The 24418-nt window shown below is 60.4% G+C and carries 27 protein-coding genes; 23 read left to right on the top strand and 4 right to left on the bottom strand.

The features are described 5' to 3' along the window. Window positions 1-28: 28 nt before the first annotated feature. From LOY52_RS19255 to LOY52_RS19195, 13 genes are all read left to right on the top strand, one after another. Window positions 29-997 (top strand): GTP 3',8-cyclase MoaA, encoded by a 969-nt coding sequence (locus LOY52_RS19255; protein ID WP_258675625.1) that lies wholly within the window; start codon window positions 29-31, stop codon window positions 995-997. A 169-nt stretch (window positions 998-1166) separates the two neighbouring features. After that, entirely contained in the window at window positions 1167-1772 is a 606-nt protein-coding gene (locus tag LOY52_RS19250; protein WP_007950810.1) for a DUF4823 domain-containing protein, read from the top strand. A gap of 15 nt (window positions 1773-1787) precedes the next feature. After that, window positions 1788-2348, top strand: coding sequence for a DUF1285 domain-containing protein (locus LOY52_RS19245; protein ID WP_258675624.1), 561 nt, complete (start codon window positions 1788-1790; stop codon window positions 2346-2348). Window positions 2349-2540: 192 nt separating this feature from the next. Then, window positions 2541-3257, top strand: a complete 717-nt coding sequence (locus tag LOY52_RS19240) for a FadR/GntR family transcriptional regulator (RefSeq protein ID WP_096794885.1) — start codon at window positions 2541-2543, stop codon at window positions 3255-3257. A 129-nt stretch (window positions 3258-3386) separates the two neighbouring features. Then, window positions 3387-4262, top strand: a complete 876-nt coding sequence (locus LOY52_RS19235) for an SMP-30/gluconolactonase/LRE family protein (RefSeq protein WP_258675623.1) — start codon at window positions 3387-3389, stop codon at window positions 4260-4262. Between the two features lie 270 nt (window positions 4263-4532). Then, entirely contained in the window at window positions 4533-5351 is an 819-nt protein-coding gene (locus tag LOY52_RS19230) for an SDR family oxidoreductase (RefSeq protein ID WP_258675622.1), read from the top strand. 277 nt (window positions 5352-5628) lie between these two features. After that, a complete protein-coding gene (locus LOY52_RS19225; RefSeq protein WP_027612369.1) occupies window positions 5629-6633 on the top strand; it encodes a substrate-binding domain-containing protein in 1005 nt (334 codons plus the stop codon). Between the two features lie 33 nt (window positions 6634-6666). Further along, a complete protein-coding gene (gene araG / locus LOY52_RS19220; protein ID WP_041069226.1) occupies window positions 6667-8211 on the top strand; it encodes an L-arabinose ABC transporter ATP-binding protein AraG in 1545 nt (514 codons plus the stop codon). Between the two features lie 12 nt (window positions 8212-8223). After that, window positions 8224-9192, top strand: coding sequence for an L-arabinose ABC transporter permease AraH (gene araH, locus LOY52_RS19215; protein WP_027612371.1), 969 nt, complete (start codon window positions 8224-8226; stop codon window positions 9190-9192). 230 nt (window positions 9193-9422) lie between these two features. Then, window positions 9423-10136, top strand: coding sequence for a GntR family transcriptional regulator (locus LOY52_RS19210; protein WP_027612372.1), 714 nt, complete (start codon window positions 9423-9425; stop codon window positions 10134-10136). Beyond that, the gene (locus LOY52_RS19205) at window positions 10133-11131 is read left to right on the top strand and encodes an ADP-ribosylglycohydrolase family protein (protein ID WP_258675621.1); all 999 of its coding nucleotides are present in this window, start codon (window positions 10133-10135) and stop codon (window positions 11129-11131) included. Before LOY52_RS19210 ends, LOY52_RS19205 begins: the two co-directional genes overlap by 4 nt. Before the next feature lie 201 nt (window positions 11132-11332). After that, complete coding sequence (locus LOY52_RS19200; protein WP_258675620.1) at window positions 11333-12799, top strand: cytosine permease; 1467 nt, start codon at window positions 11333-11335, stop codon at window positions 12797-12799. Next, window positions 12792-13721: a PfkB family carbohydrate kinase gene (locus tag LOY52_RS19195; protein ID WP_258675619.1), complete on the top strand. Its 930-nt coding sequence runs from the start codon at window positions 12792-12794 to the stop codon at window positions 13719-13721. Before LOY52_RS19200 ends, LOY52_RS19195 begins: the two co-directional genes overlap by 8 nt. A 116-nt stretch (window positions 13722-13837) precedes the next feature. Here the strand turns inward: LOY52_RS19195 and LOY52_RS19190 are convergent, their stop codons facing one another. The 4 genes from LOY52_RS19190 to LOY52_RS19175 all read right to left on the bottom strand — a co-directional run bounded on the left by LOY52_RS19190 (window position 13838) and on the right by LOY52_RS19175 (window position 15755). After that, complete coding sequence (locus LOY52_RS19190; RefSeq protein ID WP_258675618.1) at window positions 13838-14218, bottom strand: Rho termination factor N-terminal domain-containing protein; 381 nt, start codon at window positions 14216-14218, stop codon at window positions 13838-13840. Window positions 14219-14360: 142 nt separating this feature from the next. Next, on the bottom strand, window positions 14361-14615 hold the full coding sequence (locus LOY52_RS19185) for a hypothetical protein (RefSeq protein WP_007961959.1): 255 nt from the start codon (window positions 14613-14615) through the stop codon (window positions 14361-14363). Between the two features lie 44 nt (window positions 14616-14659). After that, window positions 14660-15004: a hypothetical protein gene (locus LOY52_RS19180; protein WP_258675617.1), complete on the bottom strand. Its 345-nt coding sequence runs from the start codon at window positions 15002-15004 to the stop codon at window positions 14660-14662. A 97-nt stretch (window positions 15005-15101) separates the two neighbouring features. Next, window positions 15102-15755, bottom strand: a complete 654-nt coding sequence (locus LOY52_RS19175) for an HD domain-containing protein (RefSeq protein WP_258675616.1) — start codon at window positions 15753-15755, stop codon at window positions 15102-15104. 223 nt (window positions 15756-15978) lie between these two features. On the opposite strand from LOY52_RS19175, the gene LOY52_RS19170 reads away from it, so the two are divergent. The 10 genes from LOY52_RS19170 to LOY52_RS19125 all read left to right on the top strand — a co-directional run bounded on the left by LOY52_RS19170 (window position 15979) and on the right by LOY52_RS19125 (window position 24417). After that, a complete protein-coding gene (locus LOY52_RS19170) occupies window positions 15979-16458 on the top strand; it encodes a GNAT family N-acetyltransferase (protein WP_003226995.1) in 480 nt (159 codons plus the stop codon). Between the two features lie 158 nt (window positions 16459-16616). Further along, window positions 16617-17279, top strand: coding sequence for a hypothetical protein (locus LOY52_RS19165; RefSeq protein WP_258675615.1), 663 nt, complete (start codon window positions 16617-16619; stop codon window positions 17277-17279). Continuing rightward, window positions 17276-17770, top strand: a complete 495-nt coding sequence (locus LOY52_RS19160; protein ID WP_103484718.1) for a PAAR domain-containing protein — start codon at window positions 17276-17278, stop codon at window positions 17768-17770. The genes LOY52_RS19165 and LOY52_RS19160 overlap by 4 nt, the downstream gene beginning before the upstream one ends. Window positions 17771-17775: 5 nt before the next feature. Then, the gene (locus LOY52_RS19155; protein ID WP_258675614.1) at window positions 17776-18510 is read left to right on the top strand and encodes an alpha/beta hydrolase; all 735 of its coding nucleotides are present in this window, start codon (window positions 17776-17778) and stop codon (window positions 18508-18510) included. Next, window positions 18507-19034 carry a hypothetical protein gene (locus LOY52_RS19150; protein WP_258675613.1) on the top strand — a complete coding sequence of 176 codons (528 nt, stop codon included), beginning with the start codon at window positions 18507-18509 and terminating at the stop codon, window positions 19032-19034. The genes LOY52_RS19155 and LOY52_RS19150 overlap by 4 nt, the downstream gene beginning before the upstream one ends. 206 nt (window positions 19035-19240) lie before the next feature. Next, on the top strand, window positions 19241-20230 hold the full coding sequence (locus LOY52_RS19145; RefSeq protein ID WP_258675612.1) for a 2-dehydro-3-deoxygalactonokinase: 990 nt from the start codon (window positions 19241-19243) through the stop codon (window positions 20228-20230). Between the two features lie 19 nt (window positions 20231-20249). Further along, on the top strand, window positions 20250-20870 hold the full coding sequence (locus tag LOY52_RS19140) for a 2-dehydro-3-deoxy-6-phosphogalactonate aldolase (RefSeq protein ID WP_041069252.1): 621 nt from the start codon (window positions 20250-20252) through the stop codon (window positions 20868-20870). A gap of 48 nt (window positions 20871-20918) precedes the next feature. Next, window positions 20919-22067, top strand: coding sequence for a galactonate dehydratase (gene dgoD / locus LOY52_RS19135; RefSeq protein WP_016770960.1), 1149 nt, complete (start codon window positions 20919-20921; stop codon window positions 22065-22067). 181 nt (window positions 22068-22248) lie between these two features. Beyond that, window positions 22249-23553: an MFS transporter gene (locus tag LOY52_RS19130; RefSeq protein ID WP_258675611.1), complete on the top strand. Its 1305-nt coding sequence runs from the start codon at window positions 22249-22251 to the stop codon at window positions 23551-23553. Between the two features lie 60 nt (window positions 23554-23613). Further along, entirely contained in the window at window positions 23614-24417 is an 804-nt protein-coding gene (locus tag LOY52_RS19125) for an IclR family transcriptional regulator (protein ID WP_258675610.1), read from the top strand. Window position 24418 lies beyond the last annotated feature (1 nt).

The raw sequence follows: 24418 nt of genomic DNA, 5'->3' as shown, positions 1-24418 counted from the left end.
GGCTCGAAATTCTATCGCCGGAGTGATCATGATCGTTGACCGACAAGGCAGGCGTTTTCGCAATTTGCGCATCAGCCTGACTTCAGCCTGCAATTACGCCTGTACCTACTGTGTGCCCAACGGCAAGCGGTTGGTGGCTGCGCAGGATGAACTGTCGGCCGAGGCCATGGCCCGCGGCGTGGCTTATCTGATCGAAGCCGCCGGCATCGAGCGCTTGCGCATCACCGGTGGCGAGCCGCTGGTCAGCCCCAAACTCGAATCTTTCATGAGCGCCGTCGGCAAGATGGGCCTGGAAGACATCAGCCTGACCACCAATGGTCAACTCCTGGCGAAGAAGCTGTCGCTGCTGGTGGACGCCGGTCTGCGCCGGATCAATGTTTCTCTCGATACCCTGGATGCCGGCGCGTTTCGCAGCATCGCCCGTGGCGGCGATCTGGCGACCGTACTCGATGGCATGGACCAGGCGAAAGCGGCGGGGCTGAAGATCAAGGTCAACATGGTGCCGTTGCGCGGGCAGAACCTGGATCAGGTGATGCCGCTGCTCGATTACTGCCTGGAAAGGGGCTATGAGTTGCGTTTCATCGAGTTGATGCGCATGGGCCACCTCGCCACCGACTCGAATGCCTTTCTGCAACAGTTCGTCAGTCTGCAGCAACTGCTGAGCCTGATCGGCGAGCGCTACGAGTACGCCCAGGCTGATGCGCCGGTGGATGCCACAGCCGTGCGCTATGCGATCCCGGGCGTAGGCCATTTCGGCGTGATCGCCAACGAAAGCGTGCCGTTCTGCCGCACCTGTTCGCGCTTGCGTCTGTCGTCGACCGGCTGGCTGCACGGCTGCCTGTCGTCGAGCAACCGCCACTATGTCGGTGATCTGCTCGACAAGCCGCGTCATCAGGCATTGCCGGCATTGCAGCGTCTGTTGGTCAAGGCGTTGGGCGACAAGCAGGAAGTGGCATTCTCCGGTGGCGCGACCGTCATGAAGATCATCGGCGGCTGATCCCTCTTTTTCGCGAGCAGGCTCGCTCCCACAGGGTTTTTCGAAATCCTGTGGGAGCGAGCCTGCTCGCGAAAGCAATCCATCATTCGACAAAGATCCTGAGCTGGCGCAAAAGCTGCATCCAACGGCCATTCGCCGGTTTTCCGTCACCGGCTTCTGGAGGATGAGGATGCGTAGCCTGGTTTTGCTGCTGGCCGTTTTGGCGCTCGGCGGCTGTATGACTGTCAGCGATATGGCCGAAGGCACTCGCTATCAGATGAGCGACGCGGGGCTGCTGGATCACAGCGACAGCCGTCGGGTGAACAATTTCCGCATTCAGCCGGACTCGTTCATCTACATCGCCCAAGGTTCATTCGCACCGCCGGGTGGCTCCTACCCACGGCCGAACGTGGTGGCTGAAGAAGCGTTCAAGGGCTTTGTCGAATACTTCCCGATGGTCCGCCGCGCCCGTGCCCCGGAAGGTCTTGACCAAGCGATGGGCGAAGCTCGAGATGCCGGCGCGCACTACCTGCTGTACACCCGCTTCGCCAAGGCTGACGACCGCATCGGCAACTCTGACGAATGGCTCGATCAGGAAGCCGTGGATCGCCTGGGCATTGACGGCGGGGTGATTCAGATCATGTTGATCGAGACCAGCACCCAGTATTTGATTGATACTGCACGGATCAAGAGTCGTGGCGGTTTACTGACGTTCCACGACAACAAGCCGGAAGACCTGATCGGCCCGCCGCTGGCGCAATACGCGCGCAGCCTGCTGGGAGTCGGCGACCAATAAACCAAGGAGTACGCCATGAGTGGACCGCAAAAAGCCAATGACCTGTTGGGGCAGATTCCCAAAACCAAAGGCCTGCCGCCGGTGCACTTGTGGAACCCGGACTTCTGCGGCGACATCGACATGCGCATCGCCCGCGACGGCACCTGGTATTACCTGGGCACGCCGATCGGGCGCAAGCCGATGGTCAAGCTGTTCTCCACCATCATTCGCCGCGACGGCGATGATTATTTCCTGATTACCCCGGTCGAAAAGGTCGGAATCAAGGTCGACGACGCGCCGTTCGTGGCGATTGCCGTGGAAGTGGAAGGCGAGGGCGAGGCGCAGGTCCTGCGTTTCACCACCAACGTTGAAGAGACCGCCGAAGCCGGGGCGGAGCATCCGCTCCGCGTCGAGATCGACCCAATAACCCAGGAACCTGCGCCTTACGTGCATGTGCGCACCAACCTCGAAGCGCTGATTCACCGCAATGTGTTTTACCAACTGGTGGAACTGGCGGTCAGTCGTGAGATCGATGGGCAGCGCTGGTTGGGCGTATGGAGTGGCGGCGAGTTCTTCCGGATCGGCCTCGAACCTTAAACACAAATCACTGTGGGAGCGAGCCTGCTCGCGAAGACGGTAAGTCAGTCGATACTTAGGTTGACTGATACACCGCTTTCGCGAGCAGGCTCGCTCCCACATTGGTTTTGAGAATCACCTTAAAATCCCGATTGACTGTTAATCATATGATCATTAGCGTGGACACCCATCGCCAACTGCTTTGAGGTCTCCATGTCCAGCAGCTTTCATGCGTCAACGGTCGATTGGCTGGGCAGCTGGATTGCTGCGGGCCAGGTCAAACCGGGACAGGCGATCAAGGTCGAGGCGGATCTGGGCGAGCAGTTAGGTGTCAGCCGCACCGTGATCCGAGAAGCGATCAAGACCCTGGTCGCCAAAGGCATGCTCGAAGTCGGGCCTAAGGTTGGCACTCGCGTGTTACCGGTACGGCGCTGGAACCTGTTCGATCCGCAAGTCGTCGGCTGGCTCTCACGCAACGGCCTGCCGGAAAACTTTGTTGATGACCTGCTCGACCTGCGCCGTACCATCGAACCGATGGCCGTGCGCTGGGCCTGCGAGCGCGCCAGCCTGGAGCAGATTCACGCGGTGCAACTGGCCTACAACGCGTTGGAGCGAGCGGTCGACAGCGGCATCGACTACAACCGTGCCGACCAGTCCTTCCACGAATGCATTCTGGCCGCCAGTCACAACCAGTTCATCGAGCAAATGGTCCCGGCCCTCGGCGCCTTGCTCGCCGTGTCGTTTGAAGTATCCGCTGCCGACCCCGATGAACTACGGCGCACCTTGCCGATCCACAAAGACATGGCCGACGCCATTGCCGCCCGTGACTCAGCACGCGGCGTGTGGGCCTGCATGACCCTGATCGACAATGCCGACCTGGCGATCAAACGCTTTTACCCGCAGGTGATGGCCGACAAAAAAGCCAGCTGAGAACACAAATCCCCCTGTAGGCCTGAGCCTGCTCGCGATAGCGGTGGGTCAATGATGTTGATGGCGAGTGGCACACCGCTATCGCGAGCAGGCTCACTCCTACAGTTAAAACAATATGAAGGATTCAATATGCCGTTGACCGCCGTAACCCAACACCGCGCCAAGCTCGGCGAAGGGCCATTCTGGGACGCCCCGACCCAGGCGCTGTACTGGGTCGATATCGCTGGCAAGCAGGCGCTGCGGCTGATCGGCAACAATGTGCAGATCTGGCAGATGCCCGAGCACGTTTCCGCGTTCATCCCCTGTGCCAGCGGCGATGCGCTGGTGACCCTGAGCAGCGGTGTCTATCGTCTGGACCTCGATTCCCCGGGCCTCGAACCACGCCTGACGTTGTTCTGCATCGCCGACCCGCAACCGGGCAATCGGCCCAACGAGGCACGCTGCGATGGTCAGGGGCGACTGTGGCTCGGCACCATGCAGAACAACATCGGCGACAACGGCGAAGACCTGCCGATTGAGCGTCGTTCCGGTGGCTTGTTTCGCATTGATCCCGACCAGCGTGTCACGCCATTGCTGCTCGGTCTCGGCATTCCCAACACGCTGTTGTGGAGCGACGACGGCACCAGACTGCTGTTCGGCGACAGCCTCGACGGGGCGCTCAATCGCTATTTCATTCACACCGATGGCAATCTGGATAACGCCGAGATCTGGTATGGCCCTGACCAGAATGGTGGCCCGGACGGATCGGCAGTCGACGCCGAGGGTTATGTCTGGAACGCCCGTTGGGACGGCAGTTGCCTGTTGCGCCTGACGCCGGACGGCAAGGTCGACCGCAAAATCGATCTGCCTGTCAGCCGGCCAACCAGTTGCGTATTCGGCGGCGAAGACCTGAAAACCCTGTACATCACCAGCGCCCAGAGTCCGCACAACCATCCGCTGGATGGCGCAGTCCTGTCGATGCGCGTCGATGTGGCGGGCAAACTCTGCACGCGGTTTGCAGGCTGAATCCCAAAATATGGGATGCAAAATTATATATTGAGATTATTTGTCGGTCGGGTTTATAGTCGGCTCCAGCAGTAACACGCACTCACACTTAAAAAGAACAAAACAGGTGAAGTGATGCAGCGAATCTCTATCGCACTCCTCAGCGGAGTCAGCGTCTCGCAACGGCCCGGCGTCGCTCGCCGCGCCTGCCTGTTTCGTTTTCACAGTCTTCCAGACCGGACATCGACAGATGCCCGGTTTTTTTGTGCTGACGAACAGGAGTCCTGATCCATGGCTGAACCTCTTTCCTTGCCGCCGGTGCCCGCGCCGCCGAAGGGTGAGCGTTTGAAAAATAAAGTGGTGCTGCTGACCGGTGCCGCTCAAGGCATCGGCGAAGCCATCGTTGCCACCTTCGCCTCGCAGCAGGCCAGACTGGTGATCAGCGATATTCAGGCGGAGAAAGTCGAGAAGGTTGCCGCCCAGTGGCGCGACAAGGGCTACGACGTGCAGGCGATCAAGGCTGACGTCTCGCACCAGCAGGACTTGCACGCCATGGCCAGACGGGCGATCGAGCTGCACGGGCGCATCGACGTGCTGGTCAATTGCGCCGGGGTCAACGTGTTCCGCGACCCGCTGCAAATGACCGAAGAAGACTGGCGTCGTTGCTTCGCCATTGATCTGGACGGCGCCTGGTACGGCTGCAAAGCCGTGCTGCCACAGATGATCGAGCAGGGCGTCGGCAGCATCATCAACATCGCCTCGACCCATTCCAGCCACATCATTCCCGGCTGCTTCCCGTATCCGGTGGCCAAGCACGGCCTGCTTGGGCTGACCCGGGCGCTGGGCATCGAATACGCGGCGAAGGGCGTTCGGGTCAACGCCATCGCCCCGGGCTACATCGAGACGCAACTGAATGTCGATTATTGGAACGGCTTCGCCGATCCGCACGCCGAGCGTCAGCGAGCATTCGATCTGCACCCGCCGAAACGCATCGGCCAGCCGCTCGAAGTGGCGATGACCGCCGTGTTTCTGGCCAGTGATGAAGCGCCGTTCATCAACGCCTCGTGCATCACCATCGATGGTGGGCGCTCGGTGATGTACCACGACTGAAAGGATCGGTTTCAGTCGGTGAACTCCGACTGAAATCCAATCATCATACGATATGACTATTTTCAACAGGCTTTGCAGCAGTACGTGTCACGCCACCACACCTGTGGCGAGGGAGCTCGCTCCCGCTCGGCTGCGCAGCAGTCGTAAATTCGGGCTGCGCGGTGTGTTTGATTGACCGAGGTAACCGGTTTGAGGGCCGCTTCGCAGCCCAGCGGGAGCAAGCTCCCTCGCCACAAACTGTTTAATTTGCTCAAAAAAAATAACAAGGAGTCAGCTTATGAAACGTCGTTTCGGGATTCGTACCCTGTGCAGTGCCGCGCTGGCGGTCACCGCATTCAGTCTCAGCAGTACGCTGCTGGCTGCCGATGCCGTGAAAATCGGTTTTCTGGTCAAGCAGGCTGAAGAGCCGTGGTTCCAGACCGAGTGGGCTTTCGCCGAAAAAGCCGCCAAGGATAAAGGCTTCGAACTGATCAAGATCGCCGTTCCAGACGGCGAGAAAACCCTCTCGGCCATCGACAGCCTCGCCGCCAACGGTGCCAAAGGGTTCGTGATCTGCCCGCCGGACGTCTCGCTTGGCCCGGCGATCATGGCCAAAGCCAAACTCAATGACCTCAAAGTGATTGCCGTGGACGATCGTTTCGTCGACGCCAACGGCAAGTTCATGGAGGACGTTCCGTACCTCGGCATGGCCGCATTCGAAGTAGGCCAGAAGCAGGGCAACGCGATGGTCGCCGAGGCGAAGAAACGCAACTGGGACTGGAAAGACACCTACGCGGTGGTCAACACCTACAACGAACTCGATACCGGCAAGAAGCGCACCGACGGTTCGATGAAGGCGCTCGAAGACGCCGGCCTGCCGAAAGACCACATCTTGACCGCTGCGCTGAAAACTCTCGACGTGCCGGGCAGCATGGACGCCACCAACTCGGCGCTGGTCAAGCTGCCCAGCGCAGCGAAGAACCTGATCATTGGCGGCATGAACGACAACACCGTGCTCGGCGGCGTACGGGCCACCGAAGCCGCCGGGTTCGCTGCGGCCAACGTGATCGGTATCGGCATCAATGGCACCGACGCCATCGGCGAGCTGAAAAAGCCCAACAGCGGTTTCTTCGGTTCGATGCTGCCTAGCCCGCACATCGAAGGCTACAAGACTGCCGAGATGATGTACGAGTGGGTCACCACCGGCAAAGAACCGCCGAAGTACACAGCGATGGACGACGTCACCCTGATCACCCGTGAGAACTTCAAGCAAGAGCTGGAAAAAATCGGCCTGTGGAATTGATGGCTGCTCGATCGGTGTGAAGAGGTGACTCAGATGCACGCGCAAGTACAGACACATGCAAGCAGCGCCGGCGGCAGCCTGCGCTTCAACGGGATCGGCAAGACCTTCCCCGGGGTCAAGGCGCTGGACGCCATCAGCTTCGTCGCCCATCCGGGGCAGGTGCACGCCTTGATGGGCGAGAACGGTGCCGGCAAATCCACCCTGCTGAAAATCCTCGGCGGCGCCTACATCCCGAGCAGTGGTGAGCTGCAGATCGGCGAGCAGACCATGGCCTTCAAGTCGACCGCCGACAGCATCGGCAGCGGCGTCGCGGTGATTCACCAGGAGCTGCATCTGGTGCCGGAAATGAGCGTGGCCGAGAACCTGTTTCTCGGTCATCTGCCGGCCAGTTTCGGCCTGATCAATCGCGGCCTGCTGCGCCAGAATGCCTTGGCCTGCCTTAAGGGCCTGGCCGATGAAATCGATCCGCAGACCAAGGTCGGGCGCCTGTCGCTCGGCCAGCGGCAACTGGTGGAAATCGCCAAGGCGCTGTCCCGTGGCGCGCATGTGATCGCCTTCGATGAGCCGACCAGCAGCCTCTCGGCGCGCGAGATCGACCGTTTGATGGCGATCATCAGCCGCCTGCGCGATGAGGGCAAAGTGGTGCTCTACGTCTCGCATCGCATGGAAGAAGTGTTCCGCATTTGCGATGCGGTGACGGTGTTCAAGGACGGCCGTTACGTGCGCACCTTCGATGACATGAGCCAGTTGACCCACGATCAACTGGTGACCTGCATGGTCGGCCGCGACATCCAGGACATCTACGATTACCGCAGTCGTCCACGCGGCGCGGTGGCGTTGAAGGTCGACGGTTTGCTCGGTCCGGGGCTGCGTGAGCCGGTGAGTTTCGAGGCGCACAAGGGCGAGATTCTCGGGCTGTTCGGCCTGGTCGGGGCCGGGCGCACCGAACTGTTTCGCTTGCTCAGCGGGCTTGAACGCAACACCGCCGGACGCCTCGAACTGCGCGGCCATGAACTGAAGCTGCGTTCGCCGCGCGACGCGATTGCCGCCGGGATTCTGCTGTGCCCTGAGGACCGCAAAAAGGAGGGGATTATCCCGCTGGCCAGCGTTGCCGAGAACATCAACATCAGCGCGCGCGGTGCCAATGCCAGCCTCGGCTGCCTGCTGCGCGGGCTGTGGGAGAAGGGCAACGCTGACAAGCAGATCAAGGCGCTGAAAGTCAAAACTCCGCACGCCGGTCAGCAGATCAAATTCCTGTCCGGCGGCAATCAGCAGAAGGCGATTCTCGGCCGCTGGCTGTCGATGCCGATGAAGGTGCTGCTGCTCGACGAGCCGACTCGCGGCATCGACATCGGCGCCAAGGCCGAGATCTACCAGATCATCCATAACCTGGCCGCCGACGGTATTTCGGTGATCGTGGTGTCCAGCGACCTCATGGAGGTGATGGGCATTTCCGACCGCATTCTGGTGCTCTGCGAAGGCGCGCTGCGCGGCGAAGTCAGCCGCGACCAGGCCAATGAATCCAACCTGCTGCAACTGGCTTTGCCGCGCCATCGCGCTGACGGCGTGGCGAACTGAGAGGTGACTATGATGACCATCCAAAACAAGGCGCTGCCGACTCCCCGCAAACCGCTGGACCTGCGGCGCTTCCTCGACGACTGGGTCATGCTGCTGGCGGCCATCGGCATCTTCGTCGCCTGCACCTTGCTAATCGACAACTTCCTCTCGCCGCTGAACATGCGCGGGCTGGGCCTGGCGATTTCCACTACCGGCATCGCCGCGTGCACCATGCTCTACTGCCTGGCGTCGGGGCACTTCGACTTGTCGGTGGGCTCGGTGATCGCCTGCGCCGGTGTGGTGGCGGCGGTGGTGATGCGCGACACCAACAGCGTGTTCCTCGGCGTCAGCGCGGCGCTGGTGATGGGCCTGATTGTCGGGCTGATCAACGGCATCGTGATTGCCAAGTTGCGGGTCAACGCGTTGATCACCACGCTGGCGACCATGCAGATCGTTCGCGGCCTGGCGTACATTTTTGCCAACGGCAAAGCAGTGGGCGTGTCGCAGGAATCGTTCTTCGTCTTCGGCAACGGCCAGTTGTTCGGCGTGCCGGTGCCGATCCTGATCACCATCGTCTGCTTCCTGTTTTTCGGCTGGCTGCTGAACTACACCACCTACGGGCGCAACACCATGGCCATCGGTGGCAACCAGGAGGCGGCGTTGCTCGCCGGGGTGAACGTTGACCGGACCAAGATCATCATCTTCGCCGTGCACGGTGTGATCGGTGCGCTGGCCGGGGTGATTCTGGCGTCGCGCATGACTTCCGGGCAGCCGATGATCGGCCAGGGTTTCGAGCTGACGGTGATCTCGGCATGCGTGCTCGGCGGCGTGTCGCTGAGCGGCGGGATCGGCATGATCCGCCACGTGATTGCCGGGGTGCTGATTCTGGCGATCATCGAGAACGCGATGAACCTGAAGAACATTGATACGTTTTATCAGTATGTGATTCGCGGTTCGATTCTGTTACTGGCCGTCGTCATCGATCGCCTCAAACAACGCTGATTCTATCTGTCGAAGCATAATTTTGTGGCGAGGGAGCTTGCTCCCGCTCCGCTGCGCAGCAGTCGCAAATCCGGACAGTGCGGTGTGTCAGACTCACCCTTGTCACCGGTTTTGGGGCCGCTCCGCAGCCCGGCGGGAGCAAGCTCCCTCGCCACAGTTATGCATTCCTTCTGTCTGAACCCCTAAAAACCTCTTGCCCCTCTGCGCCCGTTTCGGGTATCACTTTGTACATGATTAGACAGGTACGATTTGACAAGAAACAACGGGTGGTCGACGAACTCGTCCGGCGCATCGAAAGCGGCCTCATGGAGGACGGCTTTCTGTTGCCCGGCGAGCATCAGTTGGCTCAGGAATTCAACGTCAGCCGTGGCACCTTGCGCGAAGCGCTGGCCGAACTGAAGCGGCGCAATTACATCGCCACGCAAAGCGGGGTCGGCTCGATCGTCACCTTCGATGGTGTCGCGCTCGATCAGCGCAGCGGCTGGGCGCAGGCGTTGGCCGACAGCGGGGCGCTGATCAACACCGAAGTGCTGCGCCTGGAAGCGGTGACGCGGCCTGATTTGCTTTCGCGCTTCGGCACCGACCAATTCATCACCCTCGATCGCCGTCGTCGTTCCAACGACGGCACGCTGGTGTCCCTCGAACGCTCTTTGATGCCGGCCACCGGCGGCCTGGAAAGCCTGCCGCGGGTCGGTCTGATCGACAACTCGCTGACCATCACCCTCGCTGCCTACGGCTACATCGGCGAGCGCGGCGATCAGTGGATCGGCGCCGAACCACTCAACGCCGAAGACGCCGAACTGCTCGGGCGCCCGGTCGGCACCGTGTTCCTCAAGGCCCTGCGTACCACCTACGACCGGCAGAACCGTTTCATGGAGCAGGTCGAAAGCCTGCTCGACCCGGTGCATTTCCGCCTGCACCTGCAATTTGGAGAATCGAAATGACTGCGCTCAACCGTGCCCTCGGTGCGTTTTATGGCCTGGCCCTCGGTGATGCGCTGGGCATGCCGACACAATCGCTGAACCGCGAAACGATCAAGACCCGCTTCGGCCGGATCACCGACCTGCAGGACGCCGGTCCTCTGCAACCGATCGCCGCCAACATGCCCAAAGGCTCGATCACCGACGACACCGAACAGGCAATTCTGGTCGGCGAGTTGCTGGTCGAAGGCAAGGGCCGCATCGAGCCGGAAGTCCTCGCCCAACGGCTGATCGAGTGGGAAGCCGAGATGCAGGCCAAGGGTTCGCAGGACCTGCTCGGGCCATCGACCAAACGCGCCATTGAAATGATCCTCGCCGGTCACTCGCCGGAGGAGGCCGGGCGTTACGGCACCACCAACGGCGCGGCCATGCGCATTACTCCGGTGGGCATCGCGGGAGACGTCGCCGATCCCGAGCGTTTCATCGCAGCCGTGGTCCAGGCCTGTCAGGTCACGCACAACACCACGCTGGGGATTTCCAGCGCGGCGGCCGTCGCGGCAGTGGTCTCGGCCGGGATCAACGGCATGGATCTGGGCGAGGCATTGAACCTCGGCCAGCAGATTGCGCAGCAGGCCGAGGCGCATGGGCACTGGATGGCCGGTGGGCGCATCGCTTCGCGCATCAGTTGGGCGCGAACCATCAGCGTCGACAGTGACAAGGCGCTGCTGGCGGATCTGCTGTACGACGTGATCGGCACTTCGGTGGCCTCGCAGGAATCGGTGGTGGTGTCGTTCGCCCTGGCGCAGCAAGTAGCCGTTGGCGAGATGAGTGCGTTCGAAGCGTTGTGCATGGCCGCCAGCCTTGGCGGCGACACTGACACCATCGCGGCGATTCTTGGCGCCATGCTCGGGGCCTGCCTGGGCCTTGAGAGCTGGCCGGCGCCGATGCTTGCCACGATCAAGGCGGTCAATCATCTGGAGCTTGAACCGTTGGTGCAGGGGCTGTTGGCTCTGCGTTGAGCATATAACTGTGGCGAGGGAGCTTGCTCCCGCTGGGCTGCGAAGCGGCCCCAAACCCTGCCGGCACCCTGTGTCAGACATACCCCATTGTCTGGATTACGACTGCTGCGTAGCCGAGCGGGAGCAAGCTCCCTCGCCACAAGAGCAATAAATTTTGAGTCATTGCCACAACCACAATAAAGGCAAACAGGAGCACTGTTCATGAGTTCATCAAACGCCGGGCCAAGCGCCGGGCAACTGGAAACCCGCGGCATTGAGCCGGTGCCGGAAGCCGAGTGCAACGGTCATCCGCTGCAACTGTTCTGGGTCTGGTTCGCCGCCAACATTTCCATTCTCGGTCTGCCATTGGGCGCCACGCTGGTGGCGTTTCGCGGGCTGGCGATCTGGCAGGCGATAATCGTTGCCATCGTCGGCGCCGCCGGTTCGTTCGCCGTGGTCGGGATCATCTCGATTGCCGGCCGCCGTGGCCGTGCGCCGAGCCTGACCCTGTCGCGGGCGATCTTCGGCGTGCGCGGCAACATCGGCCCGACGCTGGTCTCGCTGATGTCGCGTCTGGGTTGGGAAACCGTCAACACCACCACCGCCGCGTTCGTGCTGCTATCGCTGTGTTCGATCCTGTTCGGCTCGCCGGTTGAAGCGAAAAGCGCACCAGTGCTGACGCTGATCTTCATCGCGATTTTCGTTCTGCTGACCCTGTCGGTTTCCGGCCTCGGTCACGCCACCTTGCTGGTGATCCAGAAGTGGGCGACCTACGTGTTCGGCGCGCTGAACATTCTGGTTGGCGGCTTCCTCTGCGCCACCATCGACTGGAGCGCGGTGTTCAATGCCACCCCGGCGCCGCTGAGCGCGATGATCATCGGCATCGGCACCATGGCTGCCGGCACCGGGATCGGCTGGGCCAACGCCGGTGCCGACATGTCGCGCTATCAACACCGCAGCGTCAAGGCTGTGCGGCTGGTCGCCTCGGCGGCGTTCGGTGCGGGGATTCCACTGGTGCTGCTGATCACCCTCGGCGGCCTGCTGTCGGTGGGCAACAACGATCTGGCATCGGCGACTGACCCGATCGTGGCGATCCGCGACATGCTGCCGACCTGGATGGCCGTGCCGTACCTGATCACTGCATTCGGCGGCCTGCTGCTGTCGAACAACCTCTCGGTGTACTCCGCCGGTTTGACCACGCTGACCCTCGGCCTCAAGGTCAAACGCGTCTACGCGGTGGTGGTCGACATCGTGGCGATCTTCGCCGGCTCGATCTACTTCATGCTGATCGCCGACAGCTTCTATGGCCCGTTCATTACCTTCATTTCGCTGCTGGCGGTGCCGATCACTGCGTGGGTCGGGATCTTCGTCGTTGACCTGCTTCACCGTCATTACTACAGCCCCAAAGACTTGCTCGACGTCAGCCCGAGCAGCGCCTACTGGTATCGCGGCGGCATCGAGTGGCGCGCGTTCGGCGCGTGGGCGATTGCCATCGTGCTCGGCTTCAGCTTTACCACCATCGGCACCACCGCCGAGAACGTCTGGTTCAAGGGCTTTTTGTCCGACTCGTGGCTGGGGCACAACGGTCTGGGCTGGATCGTGACCTTCGTAGTCGCCGGTGGCATTTACCTGGTTCTCGGCGGGGCGAAAGATCGTCGCGCCGCGCAAGTCGAGAATGCTCATGCCTAAGATGCTGCACACCGGCCAGGTCATCATCGACCTGGTCATGGCCGTGGATCAGCTGCCGCAAATCGGCGGCGATGTGCTGGCGCAGTCTGCCGCTTTCGAGGCTGGCGGCGGTTTCAACGTGATGGCGGCTGCCGTGCGTAATGGTTTGCCGGTGGTCTATCTCGGTCGCCACGGCACCGGGCGTTTTGGTGATCTGGCGCGTCAGGCGATGAACGCTGAAGGCATTCAAATCGGTATCGAACAACCCGCACAGCGCGACACTGGATTGTGTGTGGCGCTGACCGACTCATCGGCCGAGCGCAGCTTCATTTCCTACATCGGCGCTGAAGGTGAGGTCACCGAAGAGGACTTGAACAGCGTGGCGGCCGAGGCGGGCGATTACGTTTATGTGAGCGGTTACAGCCTGCTGCATACCGGTAAGGCGCAAGCCCTGCTGGACTGGACGCTGGCGCTGCCGCAGGCGATCAACGTGGTGTTTGATCCGGGGCCATTGGTCGAGTCGCCGGACTCGCCGTTGATGCGGGCGCTGCTGCCGCGCATTGATGTGTGGACCAGCAACAGCGTCGAGGCGTTGCGCTTTACCGAGGCTGCAGACATTGCTCAAGCGCTGGACCGGTTAGCGGATCATCTGCCCAAGGATGTGCTGATGGTGGTGCGCGATGGGCCACAGGGTTGCTGGATTCAGCAGCGTGGCGAGCGTCGGCATGTTCCGGGGTTTGCGGTTAAAGCCGTGGACAGCAACGGGGCGGGCGATGCCCATGCAGGGGTGTTTGTCGCCGGGTTGGCGCAGGGTTTGAACGCCAATGAAGCGGCGCGGCGGGCGAATGCGGCGGCGGCTTTGGCGGTGACGCGTTGGGGGCCGGCGACTGCGCCGGGGGCGGCTGAAGTGGATGGGTTTATCCGCGAGTCCAGCAGCGACTGATCTGATGCTTTCGCGAGCAGGCTCGCTCCCACAAGGTGATTTGCGTCGTTCACAAATCCCTCTGTGGGAGCGAGCCTGCTCGCGAAGGGGCCATACGGCTCAGCAAAAAATATGGATCAGCCCGCTTTGCGCAACGCCGCAATCAACTCATCCTTGCGCATCGAAGAGCGCCCGGCAATGTTCTTCGCCCGCGCCTCTTTGCGCAGACTGTCGACAGTCTGCGTCTCCCGCGAAGCCTTGCTGTCACGCGAATGCCCCTCGCGACTGGCTACTGCCCGTCGTGACGACTCCTTGCGATCTTCGGACTTGGCACTCGCCGGTTTCTTGCGTCCGGCACCACCAGCCTTTTCGCCGCCGCCCGACTGTTTGTTGACCGTCGCCCAGGCCCGCGCTTCGGCTGCATCCTTCGACAAGCCTTTTTTCTCATAGCTGTCTTCGATGTGTTCGGCCTTGCGCTTCTGTTCGGCGGTGTATTTGTCTTTGCTTCCACGAGGCATCGGATTTCTCCTTGCATCGGTAGATGGGTTTCATGTGTAGGAGCTGCCGAAGGCTGCGATCCTTTGATTTTAAAAAACAAGATCAAAAGATCGCAGCCTGGGGCAGCTCCTACACGATCATGCTTTCACACAACCACAGCTTCTAGACATCAAGCTTTCGCGCCGCTTCAACGCCAGCCGCACTGAGCTTGATCGGCAGATTCAACGAATGTTCGCCGGCCTCGTTGCAGGTCACATGACCATGGTGGATCAGTCCGCGATCCTGCAGGGCGGCGAGAGCACTGGCCACCACTTTCTCGCCGCGATAATTGTCCAGCACCTCTTTGCCCAATCCGCTTGGATGGGCGTGCAGCAGGCGGGTGAGGACTTCTTTTTCCAGGTTTTTATCGACGTTCATGGTTACCTCTTCATGGATGTGAATAGGACGCTCGCGTCGGCGAACTACTGGCCGCTGCCTTCTGAACCCGAACCACCGGTGGTGGTTTTCGAGCCAATGCCGGGGCCGGCGTTATCGGGTGTTGCGGGGGAGTCGGGGGTGTTCATGCCACCCTGACGACCGGGGTCACTGCCTTGGGTACGGGGATCGGTGCCGGTGGCAGGTGGCTGGTTGATCAACGGAACCCCGGAGCCATCGGTGTTCATGCCTGGGGCACTGTTAATGGCCGGGGCGCGCGGTGATGGAACCGGATCGGTGGGGCCTGTGCCCGTTGCGGTGGTAGAAGCGGCGAAAACCGCAGGGCTCAGCAGGGCGGCGAAAACGAGGGCAGTCAACCTTGACGGGATCATAGGGCTTCTCCAGTGATTGAATTCCTTACCTGTGTTTGGTCTGCCCTTGAATTGGATTGGTGCCTGATGAACGACGAACGGTCGAGACGCAGGATGATCAGTCCAGGCCGATTTCTTCCTTGAACTGCTCCATGAAACCCTTCAGGCGTTGATGGCGGATCTGCGCCAGACGCTGACCGGCGCCAGTCTGGAAGCCATCGGCCAGATGCAGCAGCTTGGTCTGAAAGTGATCGAGGCAGAAGCGTGTGTCATCGTAGTCGCGCTCCTTGGCTTCAGGGTCGAGCGGGTCGTACAACGCACTGCCCATGCGCCCGGCGACGTAGAAGGTGCGGGCAACGCCGAGCATGCCCAGCGAGTCGAGACGGTCGGCGTCCTGGACCAGTTTCGCTTCGAGGGTGAGTGGGGTGATGTTGGCGGAGAAACTGTGGGCTTCGATGGCATGGGTGACGGCGCTGATTTTGCTTTCGGGCCAATCCAGATCGGCCAGCACGTTGGCGGCTTTTTCTGCGGCGAGACGCGAAGCCTGCGAGCGCAGCGGCGAGTTCTTCTCGACGGATACGCAATCATGCAGCAGCACGGCGGCGAGCAACACGTCAAGGTCCCCACCTTCCTCGGCCTGCAAGGTGCGGACGTTGTGCCAGACCCGTTGCAGGTGCGCGAGGTCATGGGCGCCGTCGTCGGACGGCTCCAGCGCGTGGGGCAGCAACTCGGCGGCGAGTGAGATGAGCGGCGCGAAATCAGTGGCGTTCATGAGCATCCTTGAAGTCTTATCCAAATTTTTGAAGCGAATGATACTGCTGTGGTGAGGGGATTTATCCCCGATGGAGTGCGAAGCACTCGCATTTTTCAGGGCTGCTGCGCAACCCATCGGGGATGAATCCCCTCACCACAAGGTTCTCTTTCAGGTATGGAGTGTGACGAGCGCCTTCCACGGCCTTAGTATGGCGTTTTCCTTTTTCCGACAAGGCCCGTCCATGACGATCGAAATCCGCCCGGCGACCCCCAGCGATGCTCCGCAAATCCTCGCCTTCATCACCGAACTGGCAGATTTCGAAAAGGCCCGCCACGAAGTCATCGCCAGCGTCACCGACATCGAGCGCAGCCTGTTCAGCGAAGGCGCCACCGCCCACGGCCTGATCTGTCTGCGTGACGGTGTGCCGATCGGTTTTGCGGTGTTTTTCTTCAGCTATTCGACGTGGCTCGGCAGCAATTGCCTGTACCTCGAAGACCTCTACATCACCCCCGAACAACGCGGCGGCGGCGCCGGCAAAACCCTGTTGCGGCATCTGGCGAAAATTGCCTGTGCCAATGACTGCGGGCGCTTCGAATGGAGCGTGCTGGACTGGAACACCCCGGCCATCGAATTCTACAAATCCCTCGGCGCGCAACCGCAGGAAGAGTGGGTGCGCTACCGCATGGATGGCAAGGTGTTGCGCGAATTTGCCGAAGGCTGAGGGCATGATGGCAATCCAATGTTGAATTGATTGCCGCCACCGCTCTAGTCCGGCATTCTACGCGCCATTTTTGCGCGCTCACGGACGACACCTGCAATGCTTCTGGCAAAACTTCTCCACGCCCGTGGAGCCTTCGCTGCGTCACTGAGTGAGCGGCGATGAGCGGACTGCGGGCGTCAATGCGTCTGTATGGCCTGGTGAAAAACTCAGGCTGCTCTGACAACCCTCAGCGTCAACCGGTAGACATCCTGTGCATCGTCAATCGCACCGGTGGCAAAGCCATTCGCGCGTTTGTGTCGCGGCTCGACGCCGAGCTCATGGCACGCAGCGCCGGCCTGGATGAATACCGTGTGATCGCATTACGCCAATTCGAACCGAACGCGTTTATCGAAGCGCAGCATGGCTGGCTGACGCTGCACATCTGTTGCGGTTTCGTCGCCCCCGCCAACCATTCGCTGCTCAAGGACGGAACGTTGATGCCGATGGGCTGGTACGTCTATTCCGAGATCGGCCAATGGACTGCCGAACATCATCTGGACCTCGGTGTGCAAATGGCCGATCTGCTGCAAACGACCTACGAGCGTAATCACCTGCGCAATTACAACGCCTGGCTCAACGAGCTCGACGACGCCTCGCCGGCCGAATTGGCCTGGCAAACCGACGAAGCCTGGCGACATCTGCAAACTGCCACATCCCCCGACAGCCGTGAGCACTGCCACGCACTGTTCGACCCTGTCGACAATCGCTGGCGCTTCGCCGCGACCGACATCGACATTCATCAGCCGCACCCGGAACCTCTGAAGCAAGGAGCTTTGAATTGAGTGGTAAACCCGCCGCCCGCGTCACCGACCCGACCGCCTGCCCATTGCCAGGCCATGGCACCAATCCGATCGTTTCCGGCTCGCCCGACGTCTTCTTCGACGGCCTTGCCGCCGCGCGCATGACCGACAAATCAGCCTGTGGCAGCCCGATAACCGGCGCTGTTTCCGGCACCGTATTCATCAACGGCCTGAACGCCGCAACCCTCGACAGCACCGGTGGGCACGGCAATGTCGTGGTCGGAGGTTCGGGCACGGTGATTATTGGACAGAGTGGTGGAGGGGCGGCGTTTAGTGGATTGTTGCCGATGCCAGTGCATTTCAATGATCGGATGCAAGTCGTTAATGAAGCCACGGGCGAACCTATTCCCGACCACCCTTATGCGATTCAGCGAGGTGATGGGCGTGTTGAGCATGGCATCACCGATGAACAGGGCTTTACCCATATGGTCAGTTCGCATTTGGCCGAAACTATTAAACTGTTCGTAGAGTGATCGAAATGGAAGTCGAAAATCCCGCACTCAACGATTGTAAAACTGAAGTGGCTGGTCATGAGTTGACTTGCAAGACTGATCAGAGCGTAAAACAGGCTGCGGTTAAAGTAAAAAAAGTCGCAGTGTTCTTTGTTGGTGGGGCTGGGGATAAGGAAGAATACTATCAAAATGAACCGCCGCATCATAACGTGATGAATGCATGGAAGCAGTTAGAGAAACGTCTCACTAATGAGCAGAAAGTTGAGGTTAATCTGCCGTACATAAGTTACAAAGACGTTCGCGGTGAAAAAGATATTAAAAAGTACGTCGAGCGTCCTTTGAAAGGTGATAAGTCGATCTACATTGTCGTTGTAGGTCATAGTTTGGGTGGTTGGAATGGTGCACATCTGACTTCGATTTTGAAAGAACGCGGTTACACCGTAAAGGTATTGGTAACGCTTGATCCTGTTGGCGGTGGCACAGGTGTCTGGATGGTGTCAGATATATACTTCACGACACCGAAGCCCTCGGCAGATTATTGGGTGAATGTATTGGCTTCTCCCAAGGTAACGGATTCATCTGATAACGTTGCCAGCATGGGCGAGCGTTGGGTTATGACAGCTGGGCCAGCTATCAACGAAGCGGTAGACGCCAACCATCGTCAGGCAGGTGTCATGTTTGGCGCTACGCTACAGGGTGGTAAATCGGCATGCGATATTGTGTATGAACGTTTGAGTCAGTATTTGGAATCTTCGAAATGAAATCGTTGTTTGTTTTTCTGACGCTGCTGCTGTGCTGTTCTTGCACTAAGCAAGCGGTTCTTCCGGTCATTGATATTGACTTGATTTCTGTCAGTGGTGGAGATGATCACTCATCTTTAGGTATTAAGTTTGGTTCGAAAACCGATCTGTTGAATTTTTTTCAGGATGCGACCGGGGAAAGTCAGTTGGGCGAGTCTTTGTTCTGCTCTCTGGATAAGGAAGTCGAGTTTAAGGATTTTGATAAATTGGCTCAGTATTTGGTGGGGGATTTTGTTGAGCTTGATAGTTCTGGATCTGAAGCGGGGCATGTTTATGTGGCCAAATTGTCCTCGTTTAAAAAGGAAGATGAGGGTGTATCAAATATTTTTATGCCTGCCAGTGAATTGTTGCTGGTGTTAAGTCAGCGTAATGTCATCTCTTGTAAGGTGTTTACTTCTGCTTATTCATTCGGTGGGTATTATTCGAAGCCAATGCTCATTCCAGCGGCTAACATCGTGCGTGCGATTCAGGAGAAGCGCGATTGATGGAACTGAGAGGATTCCGGCTGCTACTGATTGCTGGTTTTTTAACGTGTTCGTTCTGCCTGCACCTGAACGGACGTCGTTTAGCGTTGAACAAAATCAATTGATTTCATCCCAAAATATGGGATGTAAAATTACATATTGAGATTTCGTGCTTGTGAGGTCTATAGTCCGTCGCACTCACTGTCAAAAACAAAACAGGTGAAGCGATGCAGGCGCAATTGATCGCGCTCGACTGGGGTACAACCTCATTACGTGCTTACAAACTCGCGGCGGGCGGGGTGGTGCTTGAGCAGCGAGCGCTGTCGTCCGGGATCATGCAGTTGCCGAAGACGCCGCGATTCATCAACGGTGATGAATGCGCCGACGGTTTTGAACTGGCCTTCGAAGAGGCGTGCGGCGACTGGCTCGATGCGCAGCCGGATCTGCCGGTGATCGCCTGCGGTATGGTCGGCAGCGCCCAGGGCTGGCGCGAAGCCGCCTACTGCGAGACGCCGGCGAACGTCGCCAATCTCGGAAATTCCCTACAAACACTGGTCAGTCTGCGCGGCACGCGGGTACATATCGTGCCGGGGGTGATCCAGCGTTCGCGTCTGCCCAATGTGATGCGCGGCGAAGAAACCCAGGTCCTCGGCGTACTGCAGAACCTGCCGGCCGAGGCGGGCGGCGATCTGTTGATCGGTCTGCCGGGTAGCCACTCCAAGTGGGTGGAGGTGGTCGAGGGCCGCATCACTCATTTCGACACCTTCATGACCGGCGAAGTGTTCGCTGTGCTCAGTGAGCACAGCATTCTCGGGCGTACCCAGCAACAGGGTGCGGCGTTCGACGGCGTGGCATTTGACCGTGGCGTGCAAGTGGCGCTGTCGGCGGACGGCGAACTGGGTGTGCTCTCCACATTATTCAGTGCCCGCACCCTGGGCCTGACCGGCGAGCTGGCGCCGACGGCGCAAGCGGATTACCTCTCCGGGCTGATGATTGGCCATGAACTGGTGGCGCTTGCCGCAGCCCAGCGGCGCCGCCGCAACAGCGTGCATCTGCCGTCGATCATCCTCATCGGCAACGCGCAACTCTGCGCCCGTTACGGGCGTGCCCTCGATGCCTGCGGTTTCGCTCGTGTCACGCTGGCCGAGCAGGCCACCGAGCGTGGCCTGTGGCAACTGGCGCTGGCCGCCGGGCTGCTCGATTCCTCATCCCGTTAACCCTGACTGGAGGCCTGACATGCTCAAGCAAGCACTGGCACAAAACGGTCTGATCGCAATCCTGCGTGGCCTGCATCCGCAGGAAGCCGCTGCTGTTGGAGAAGTCCTGTATGCCGCCGGATTTCGCGTCATCGAAGTACCGCTCAATTCGCCGTCGCCGTACGAAAGTATCCGCATCCTGCGTCAGACCTTGCCCGCCGATTGCCTGATCGGTGCCGGCACGGTGTTGACCCCGGAGCAGGTCGAGCTGGTGAAAGAGGCCGGAGGCCAGGTGATCGTCATGCCGCACAGCGACGCCAAAGTGCTGCGTGCGGCGAAAGCGGCGGGGCTGTACCTGTCGCCGGGTGTTGCGACACCGACCGAAGCGTTTGCGGCGCTGGAGGAGGGCGCGGACATTCTCAAGCTGTTCCCGGCCGAGCAGATGGGCCCGGCGGTGGTCAAGGCGTGGCTCGCGGTGTTGCCCTCCGGGACGGTGCTGGCGCCGGTCGGCGGGATCACCCCGGACAACATGCAAGCGTTCATCGACGCTGGCGTGAAAGGTTTCGGCCTCGGTTCCGGCCTGTTCAAACCGGGCATGACGGTTGAGCAAGTGGCGGCCAATGCCAAGGCCTACGTGGCTGCCTGGAAGGCCCTTCGCTGAGATTTATCCGGCGCTGCGTGCGCTGCATCTAACAAGAGAGACAAACAGATGAAAATCACCAAACTCACCACCTTCATCGTCCCGCCGCGCTGGTGCTTCCTCAAGGTCGAAACCGATGAGGGCGTGACCGGTTGGGGCGAGCCTGTGGTCGAAGGCCGCGCACACACTGTCGCCGCTGCCGTTGAAGAATTGTCCGACTACCTGATCGGCAAAGACCCACGCAACATCGAGGACATCTGGACGGTGTTGTATCGCGGCGGCTTCTACCGTGGTGGCGCCATCCACATGAGCGCGCTGGCCGGTATCGACCAGGCGCTGTGGGACATCAAGGGCAAGGCCCTCGGCGTGTCGGTCAGCGATCTGCTCGGCGGTCAGGTGCGCGACAAGATTCGTGTGTATTCGTGGATCGGTGGCGATCGTCCGGCCGACACCGCGCGTGCCGCGAAAGAGGCGGTAAGTCGTGGTTTTACTGCGGTGAAAATGAACGGCACCGAAGAGCTGCAGTTTCTCGACACTTTCGAGAAAGTCGATCTGGCCCTGGCCAACGTGGCTGCGGTGCGCGATGCCGTCGGGCCGAACGTCGGTATCGGCGTCGACTTCCACGGTCGGGTACACAAGCCGATGGCCAAGGTGCTGATGAAGGAGCTCGACCCGTACAAACTGATGTTCATCGAAGAGCCGGTGCTCAGCGAAAACTACGAAGCGCTGAAAGAGCTGGCACCGTTGACCAGCACGCCGATCGCCCTTGGCGAGCGGCTGTTCTCGCGCTGGGATTTCAAGCGGGTGCTGAGCGAAGGCTACGTCGACATCATCCAGCCGGATGCCTCGCATGCCGGCGGTATCACCGAGACCCGCAAGATCGCCAACATGGCCGAAGCCTACGACGTGGCGCTGGCGCTGCATTGCCCGCTGGGGCCGATTGCGCTGGCGGCGTGCCTGCAACTGGATGCGGCTTGTTACAACGCGTTTATCCAGGAGCAGAGTCTGGGTATCCATTACAACGAGAGCAACGATCTGCTCGACTACGTGAAAGATCCGCGAGTGTTCGACTACGACCAGGGCTTCGTGAAGATTCCGAACGGGCCAGGGCTGGGCATCGAGATCAACGAGGAATACGTGATCGAACGTGCGGCGGTCGGCCACCGCTGGCGCAACCCGATCTGGCGCCATGCCGATGGCAGTTTTGCCGAGTGGTGAGACCCTGAATCACCTGTGTCCCCCTGTGGGAGCGGGCCTGCTCGCGAATGCTATGTCACATCCGACATCGATGTGACTGGCCCGACGCTTTCGCGAGCAGGCTCGCTCCTACAGTGTTGATCTCCATGGATGGGAGATTTGCGTCAATGACCTCAAATAATCATAAGAAGAGGCACCCCCCATGCCAACGCAAACCCTCACCGGGCAGGCGTCTTTAGTCACGCCCAGCCGCAAGCGGTTTTTCATCATGGTGTTGCTGTTCATCACCGTGGTCATCAACTACCTAGACCGCAGCAACCTGTCGATTGCCGCGCCCGCGCTGACCAGTGAACTGGGCATCGATCCGGTGCATGTCGGGCTGATTTTCTCCGCATTCGGCTGGACCTACGCCGCGATGCAGATTCCCGGCGGCTGGCTGGTGGATCGGGTGCCGCCGCGCATTCTCTACAGCGTCGCGCTGCTGCTGTGGTCGTTGGCCACGGTGTTGCTCGGTTTCGCCGCGAGCTTCATTGCCCTGTTCGTCTTGCGCATGGCGGTCGGCGCGCTGGAGGCACCGGCGTATCCGATCAACAGCCGCGTGGTGACCACCTGGTTTCCCGAGCGTGAGCGGGCCACGGCGATTGGTTTTTACACCTCCGGGCAGTTTGTCGGCTTGGCGTTTCTGACCCCGGTGCTGGCCTGGCTGCAACATGAATTCGGCTGGCACATGGTGTTTGTCGCGACCGGTGTGGCGGGCATTATCTGGGCAGCTATCTGGTACGCGGTGTATCGCGAACCGCGAGACTTCAAGGGCGCCAACGACGCGGAGATCGACCTGATCCGCGAGGGTGGCGGACTGGTGGACATTCAAGCGCAAACGGCCAAGGCCTCGTTCAGTTGGACCGACCTCGGCATCGTCCTGAGCAAACGCAAGTTGTGGGGCATCTACCTCGGCCAGTTCTGCCTGAACTCGACGCTGTGGTTCTTCCTGACGTGGTTCCCGACTTACCTGGTGAAATACCGTGGCATGGACTTCATCAAGTCCGGCCTGTTGGCCTCACTGCCGTTTCTCGCGGCCTTTGTCGGCGTGCTGTGTTCGGGGTTCTTTTCCGACCTGTTGATCCGCCGTGGCTGCAGCGTGGGCTTCGCGCGCAAGTTGCCGATCATTGGTGGGCTGCTGATTTCAACCTCGATCATCGGCGCCAATTTCGTTGAATCGACACCGCTGGTGATTGCCTTCCTGGCGTTGGCGTTTTTCGGCAACGGTCTGGCCTCGATCACCTGGTCGCTGGTCTCGACCCTCGCTCCGGCGCGGTTGCTGGGGCTGACCGGCGGGGTGTTCAACTTCATCGGCAACCTGTCGGCGATTGCCACGCCGATTGTCATCGGTTTCCTCGCCAGCGGTGATTCGTTCGCCCCGGCGATCACCTACATCGCGGTGCTGGCGCTGATCGGTGCATTGTCCTACGTGCTGCTGGTGGGCAAGGTCGAACGTATCGAGTTGTAGTGGTCAGCGTCGGGCGACCATAATGCCGCCCGTTCCCTCGCTCAACGGTAAAGGCTGGATATGCAGGAAGACGCCCCGGAAAAAACCAAGGACGCCGCTCCCACCGGCACCCAGACGCTGCTTCGCGGCCTGGGTGTGGTGCAGGCGGTGGCCAGTGGCGCCCGCGATCTGAAAGAGATCGCCCGGCTGATCGGCACCACGCGCAGCACCACCCATCGTCTGGCCAGTTGCCTGGTCGACGAGCGCTATCTGCGCGTGGTGCCACAAATCGGCTATCTGCTGGGGCCAAAACTGATCGAGCTGGGGTTTCAGGCGCGCGAAGAGTTGCCGCTGGTGAGTCTGGCCGGGCCGTATCTGGACGAGTTGTCGGCGCTGACCGGCGACACCGTGCACCTGGGCATTCGTGAGGGCGACGAGGTCTTGTATCTGCTGAAGAATCCGGGGCGTAACGGTCCGGAAATGCGCTCGCGGGTCGGCCATCGCATGCCGTTGGCGCGCACCGGGATCGGCAAGGCATTGATGCTCGATGATGCGCCGCAGGATTGGCAGCGCCTGTACGACATCAGCCTGCCGGTGGGTGGGAAAAGTCAGTTCTGGCCGCAGCATCCGCAGCAGTCGTGGGAACAGCTTGAGCAGCGCATGGCCGAGTACGTGGCCGGTGGCTACGCCTTCGATCTGGAGGATAACGAACCGTCGATCCGCTGCGTGGCGGCGCCGATTCGTGATGCGAGCAAACACATTGTGGCGGCGATCAGTATCGCCAGCACCGTGCCGTACATGCCGCTGGAAAAAATGGCCGAGCTGATCCCCCTGATCAAAGGGGTCACAGCCCGGCTGTCGGCGGAGCTTGGCTTGAAGGTCTGAG

The sequence above is a fragment of the Pseudomonas sp. B21-051 genome (genome assembly GCF_024748795.1).
Classification (GTDB): domain Bacteria; phylum Pseudomonadota; class Gammaproteobacteria; order Pseudomonadales; family Pseudomonadaceae; genus Aquipseudomonas; species Aquipseudomonas putida_A.
This window is presented reverse-complemented; position numbering and strand designations above follow the sequence as displayed.

What these genes read in the sequence shown, in the direction of transcription:
- LOY52_RS19150 (WP_258675613.1), top strand. Translation starts at nt 18,507, where the DNA reads ATGAAATCGTTGTTTGTTTTTCTGACGCTGCTGCTGTGCTGTTCTTGC.
- LOY52_RS19175 (WP_258675616.1), bottom strand. Translation starts at nt 15,755, where the DNA reads ATGAACGCCACTGATTTCGCGCCGCTCATCTCACTCGCCGCCGAGTTG.
- LOY52_RS19255 (WP_258675625.1), top strand. Translation starts at nt 29, where the DNA reads ATGATCGTTGACCGACAAGGCAGGCGTTTTCGCAATTTGCGCATCAGC.
- araG (WP_041069226.1), top strand. Translation starts at nt 6,667, where the DNA reads ATGCACGCGCAAGTACAGACACATGCAAGCAGCGCCGGCGGCAGCCTG.
- araH (WP_027612371.1), top strand. Translation starts at nt 8,224, where the DNA reads ATGACCATCCAAAACAAGGCGCTGCCGACTCCCCGCAAACCGCTGGAC.
- LOY52_RS19235 (WP_258675623.1), top strand. Translation starts at nt 3,387, where the DNA reads ATGCCGTTGACCGCCGTAACCCAACACCGCGCCAAGCTCGGCGAAGGG.
- LOY52_RS19245 (WP_258675624.1), top strand. Translation starts at nt 1,788, where the DNA reads ATGAGTGGACCGCAAAAAGCCAATGACCTGTTGGGGCAGATTCCCAAA.
- LOY52_RS19185 (WP_007961959.1), bottom strand. Translation starts at nt 14,615, where the DNA reads ATGAACGTCGATAAAAACCTGGAAAAAGAAGTCCTCACCCGCCTGCTG.
- LOY52_RS19145 (WP_258675612.1), top strand. Translation starts at nt 19,241, where the DNA reads ATGCAGGCGCAATTGATCGCGCTCGACTGGGGTACAACCTCATTACGT.
- LOY52_RS19250 (WP_007950810.1), top strand. Translation starts at nt 1,167, where the DNA reads ATGCGTAGCCTGGTTTTGCTGCTGGCCGTTTTGGCGCTCGGCGGCTGT.
- LOY52_RS19210 (WP_027612372.1), top strand. Translation starts at nt 9,423, where the DNA reads ATGATTAGACAGGTACGATTTGACAAGAAACAACGGGTGGTCGACGAA.
- LOY52_RS19170 (WP_003226995.1), top strand. Translation starts at nt 15,979, where the DNA reads ATGACGATCGAAATCCGCCCGGCGACCCCCAGCGATGCTCCGCAAATC.
- LOY52_RS19165 (WP_258675615.1), top strand. Translation starts at nt 16,617, where the DNA reads ATGAGCGGACTGCGGGCGTCAATGCGTCTGTATGGCCTGGTGAAAAAC.
- LOY52_RS19200 (WP_258675620.1), top strand. Translation starts at nt 11,333, where the DNA reads ATGAGTTCATCAAACGCCGGGCCAAGCGCCGGGCAACTGGAAACCCGC.
- LOY52_RS19140 (WP_041069252.1), top strand. Translation starts at nt 20,250, where the DNA reads ATGCTCAAGCAAGCACTGGCACAAAACGGTCTGATCGCAATCCTGCGT.
- LOY52_RS19130 (WP_258675611.1), top strand. Translation starts at nt 22,249, where the DNA reads ATGCCAACGCAAACCCTCACCGGGCAGGCGTCTTTAGTCACGCCCAGC.
- LOY52_RS19125 (WP_258675610.1), top strand. Translation starts at nt 23,614, where the DNA reads ATGCAGGAAGACGCCCCGGAAAAAACCAAGGACGCCGCTCCCACCGGC.
- dgoD (WP_016770960.1), top strand. Translation starts at nt 20,919, where the DNA reads ATGAAAATCACCAAACTCACCACCTTCATCGTCCCGCCGCGCTGGTGC.
- LOY52_RS19240 (WP_096794885.1), top strand. Translation starts at nt 2,541, where the DNA reads ATGTCCAGCAGCTTTCATGCGTCAACGGTCGATTGGCTGGGCAGCTGG.
- LOY52_RS19205 (WP_258675621.1), top strand. Translation starts at nt 10,133, where the DNA reads ATGACTGCGCTCAACCGTGCCCTCGGTGCGTTTTATGGCCTGGCCCTC.
- LOY52_RS19225 (WP_027612369.1), top strand. Translation starts at nt 5,629, where the DNA reads ATGAAACGTCGTTTCGGGATTCGTACCCTGTGCAGTGCCGCGCTGGCG.
- LOY52_RS19180 (WP_258675617.1), bottom strand. Translation starts at nt 15,004, where the DNA reads ATGATCCCGTCAAGGTTGACTGCCCTCGTTTTCGCCGCCCTGCTGAGC.
- LOY52_RS19230 (WP_258675622.1), top strand. Translation starts at nt 4,533, where the DNA reads ATGGCTGAACCTCTTTCCTTGCCGCCGGTGCCCGCGCCGCCGAAGGGT.
- LOY52_RS19155 (WP_258675614.1), top strand. Translation starts at nt 17,776, where the DNA reads ATGGAAGTCGAAAATCCCGCACTCAACGATTGTAAAACTGAAGTGGCT.
- LOY52_RS19190 (WP_258675618.1), bottom strand. Translation starts at nt 14,218, where the DNA reads ATGCCTCGTGGAAGCAAAGACAAATACACCGCCGAACAGAAGCGCAAG.
- LOY52_RS19195 (WP_258675619.1), top strand. Translation starts at nt 12,792, where the DNA reads ATGCCTAAGATGCTGCACACCGGCCAGGTCATCATCGACCTGGTCATG.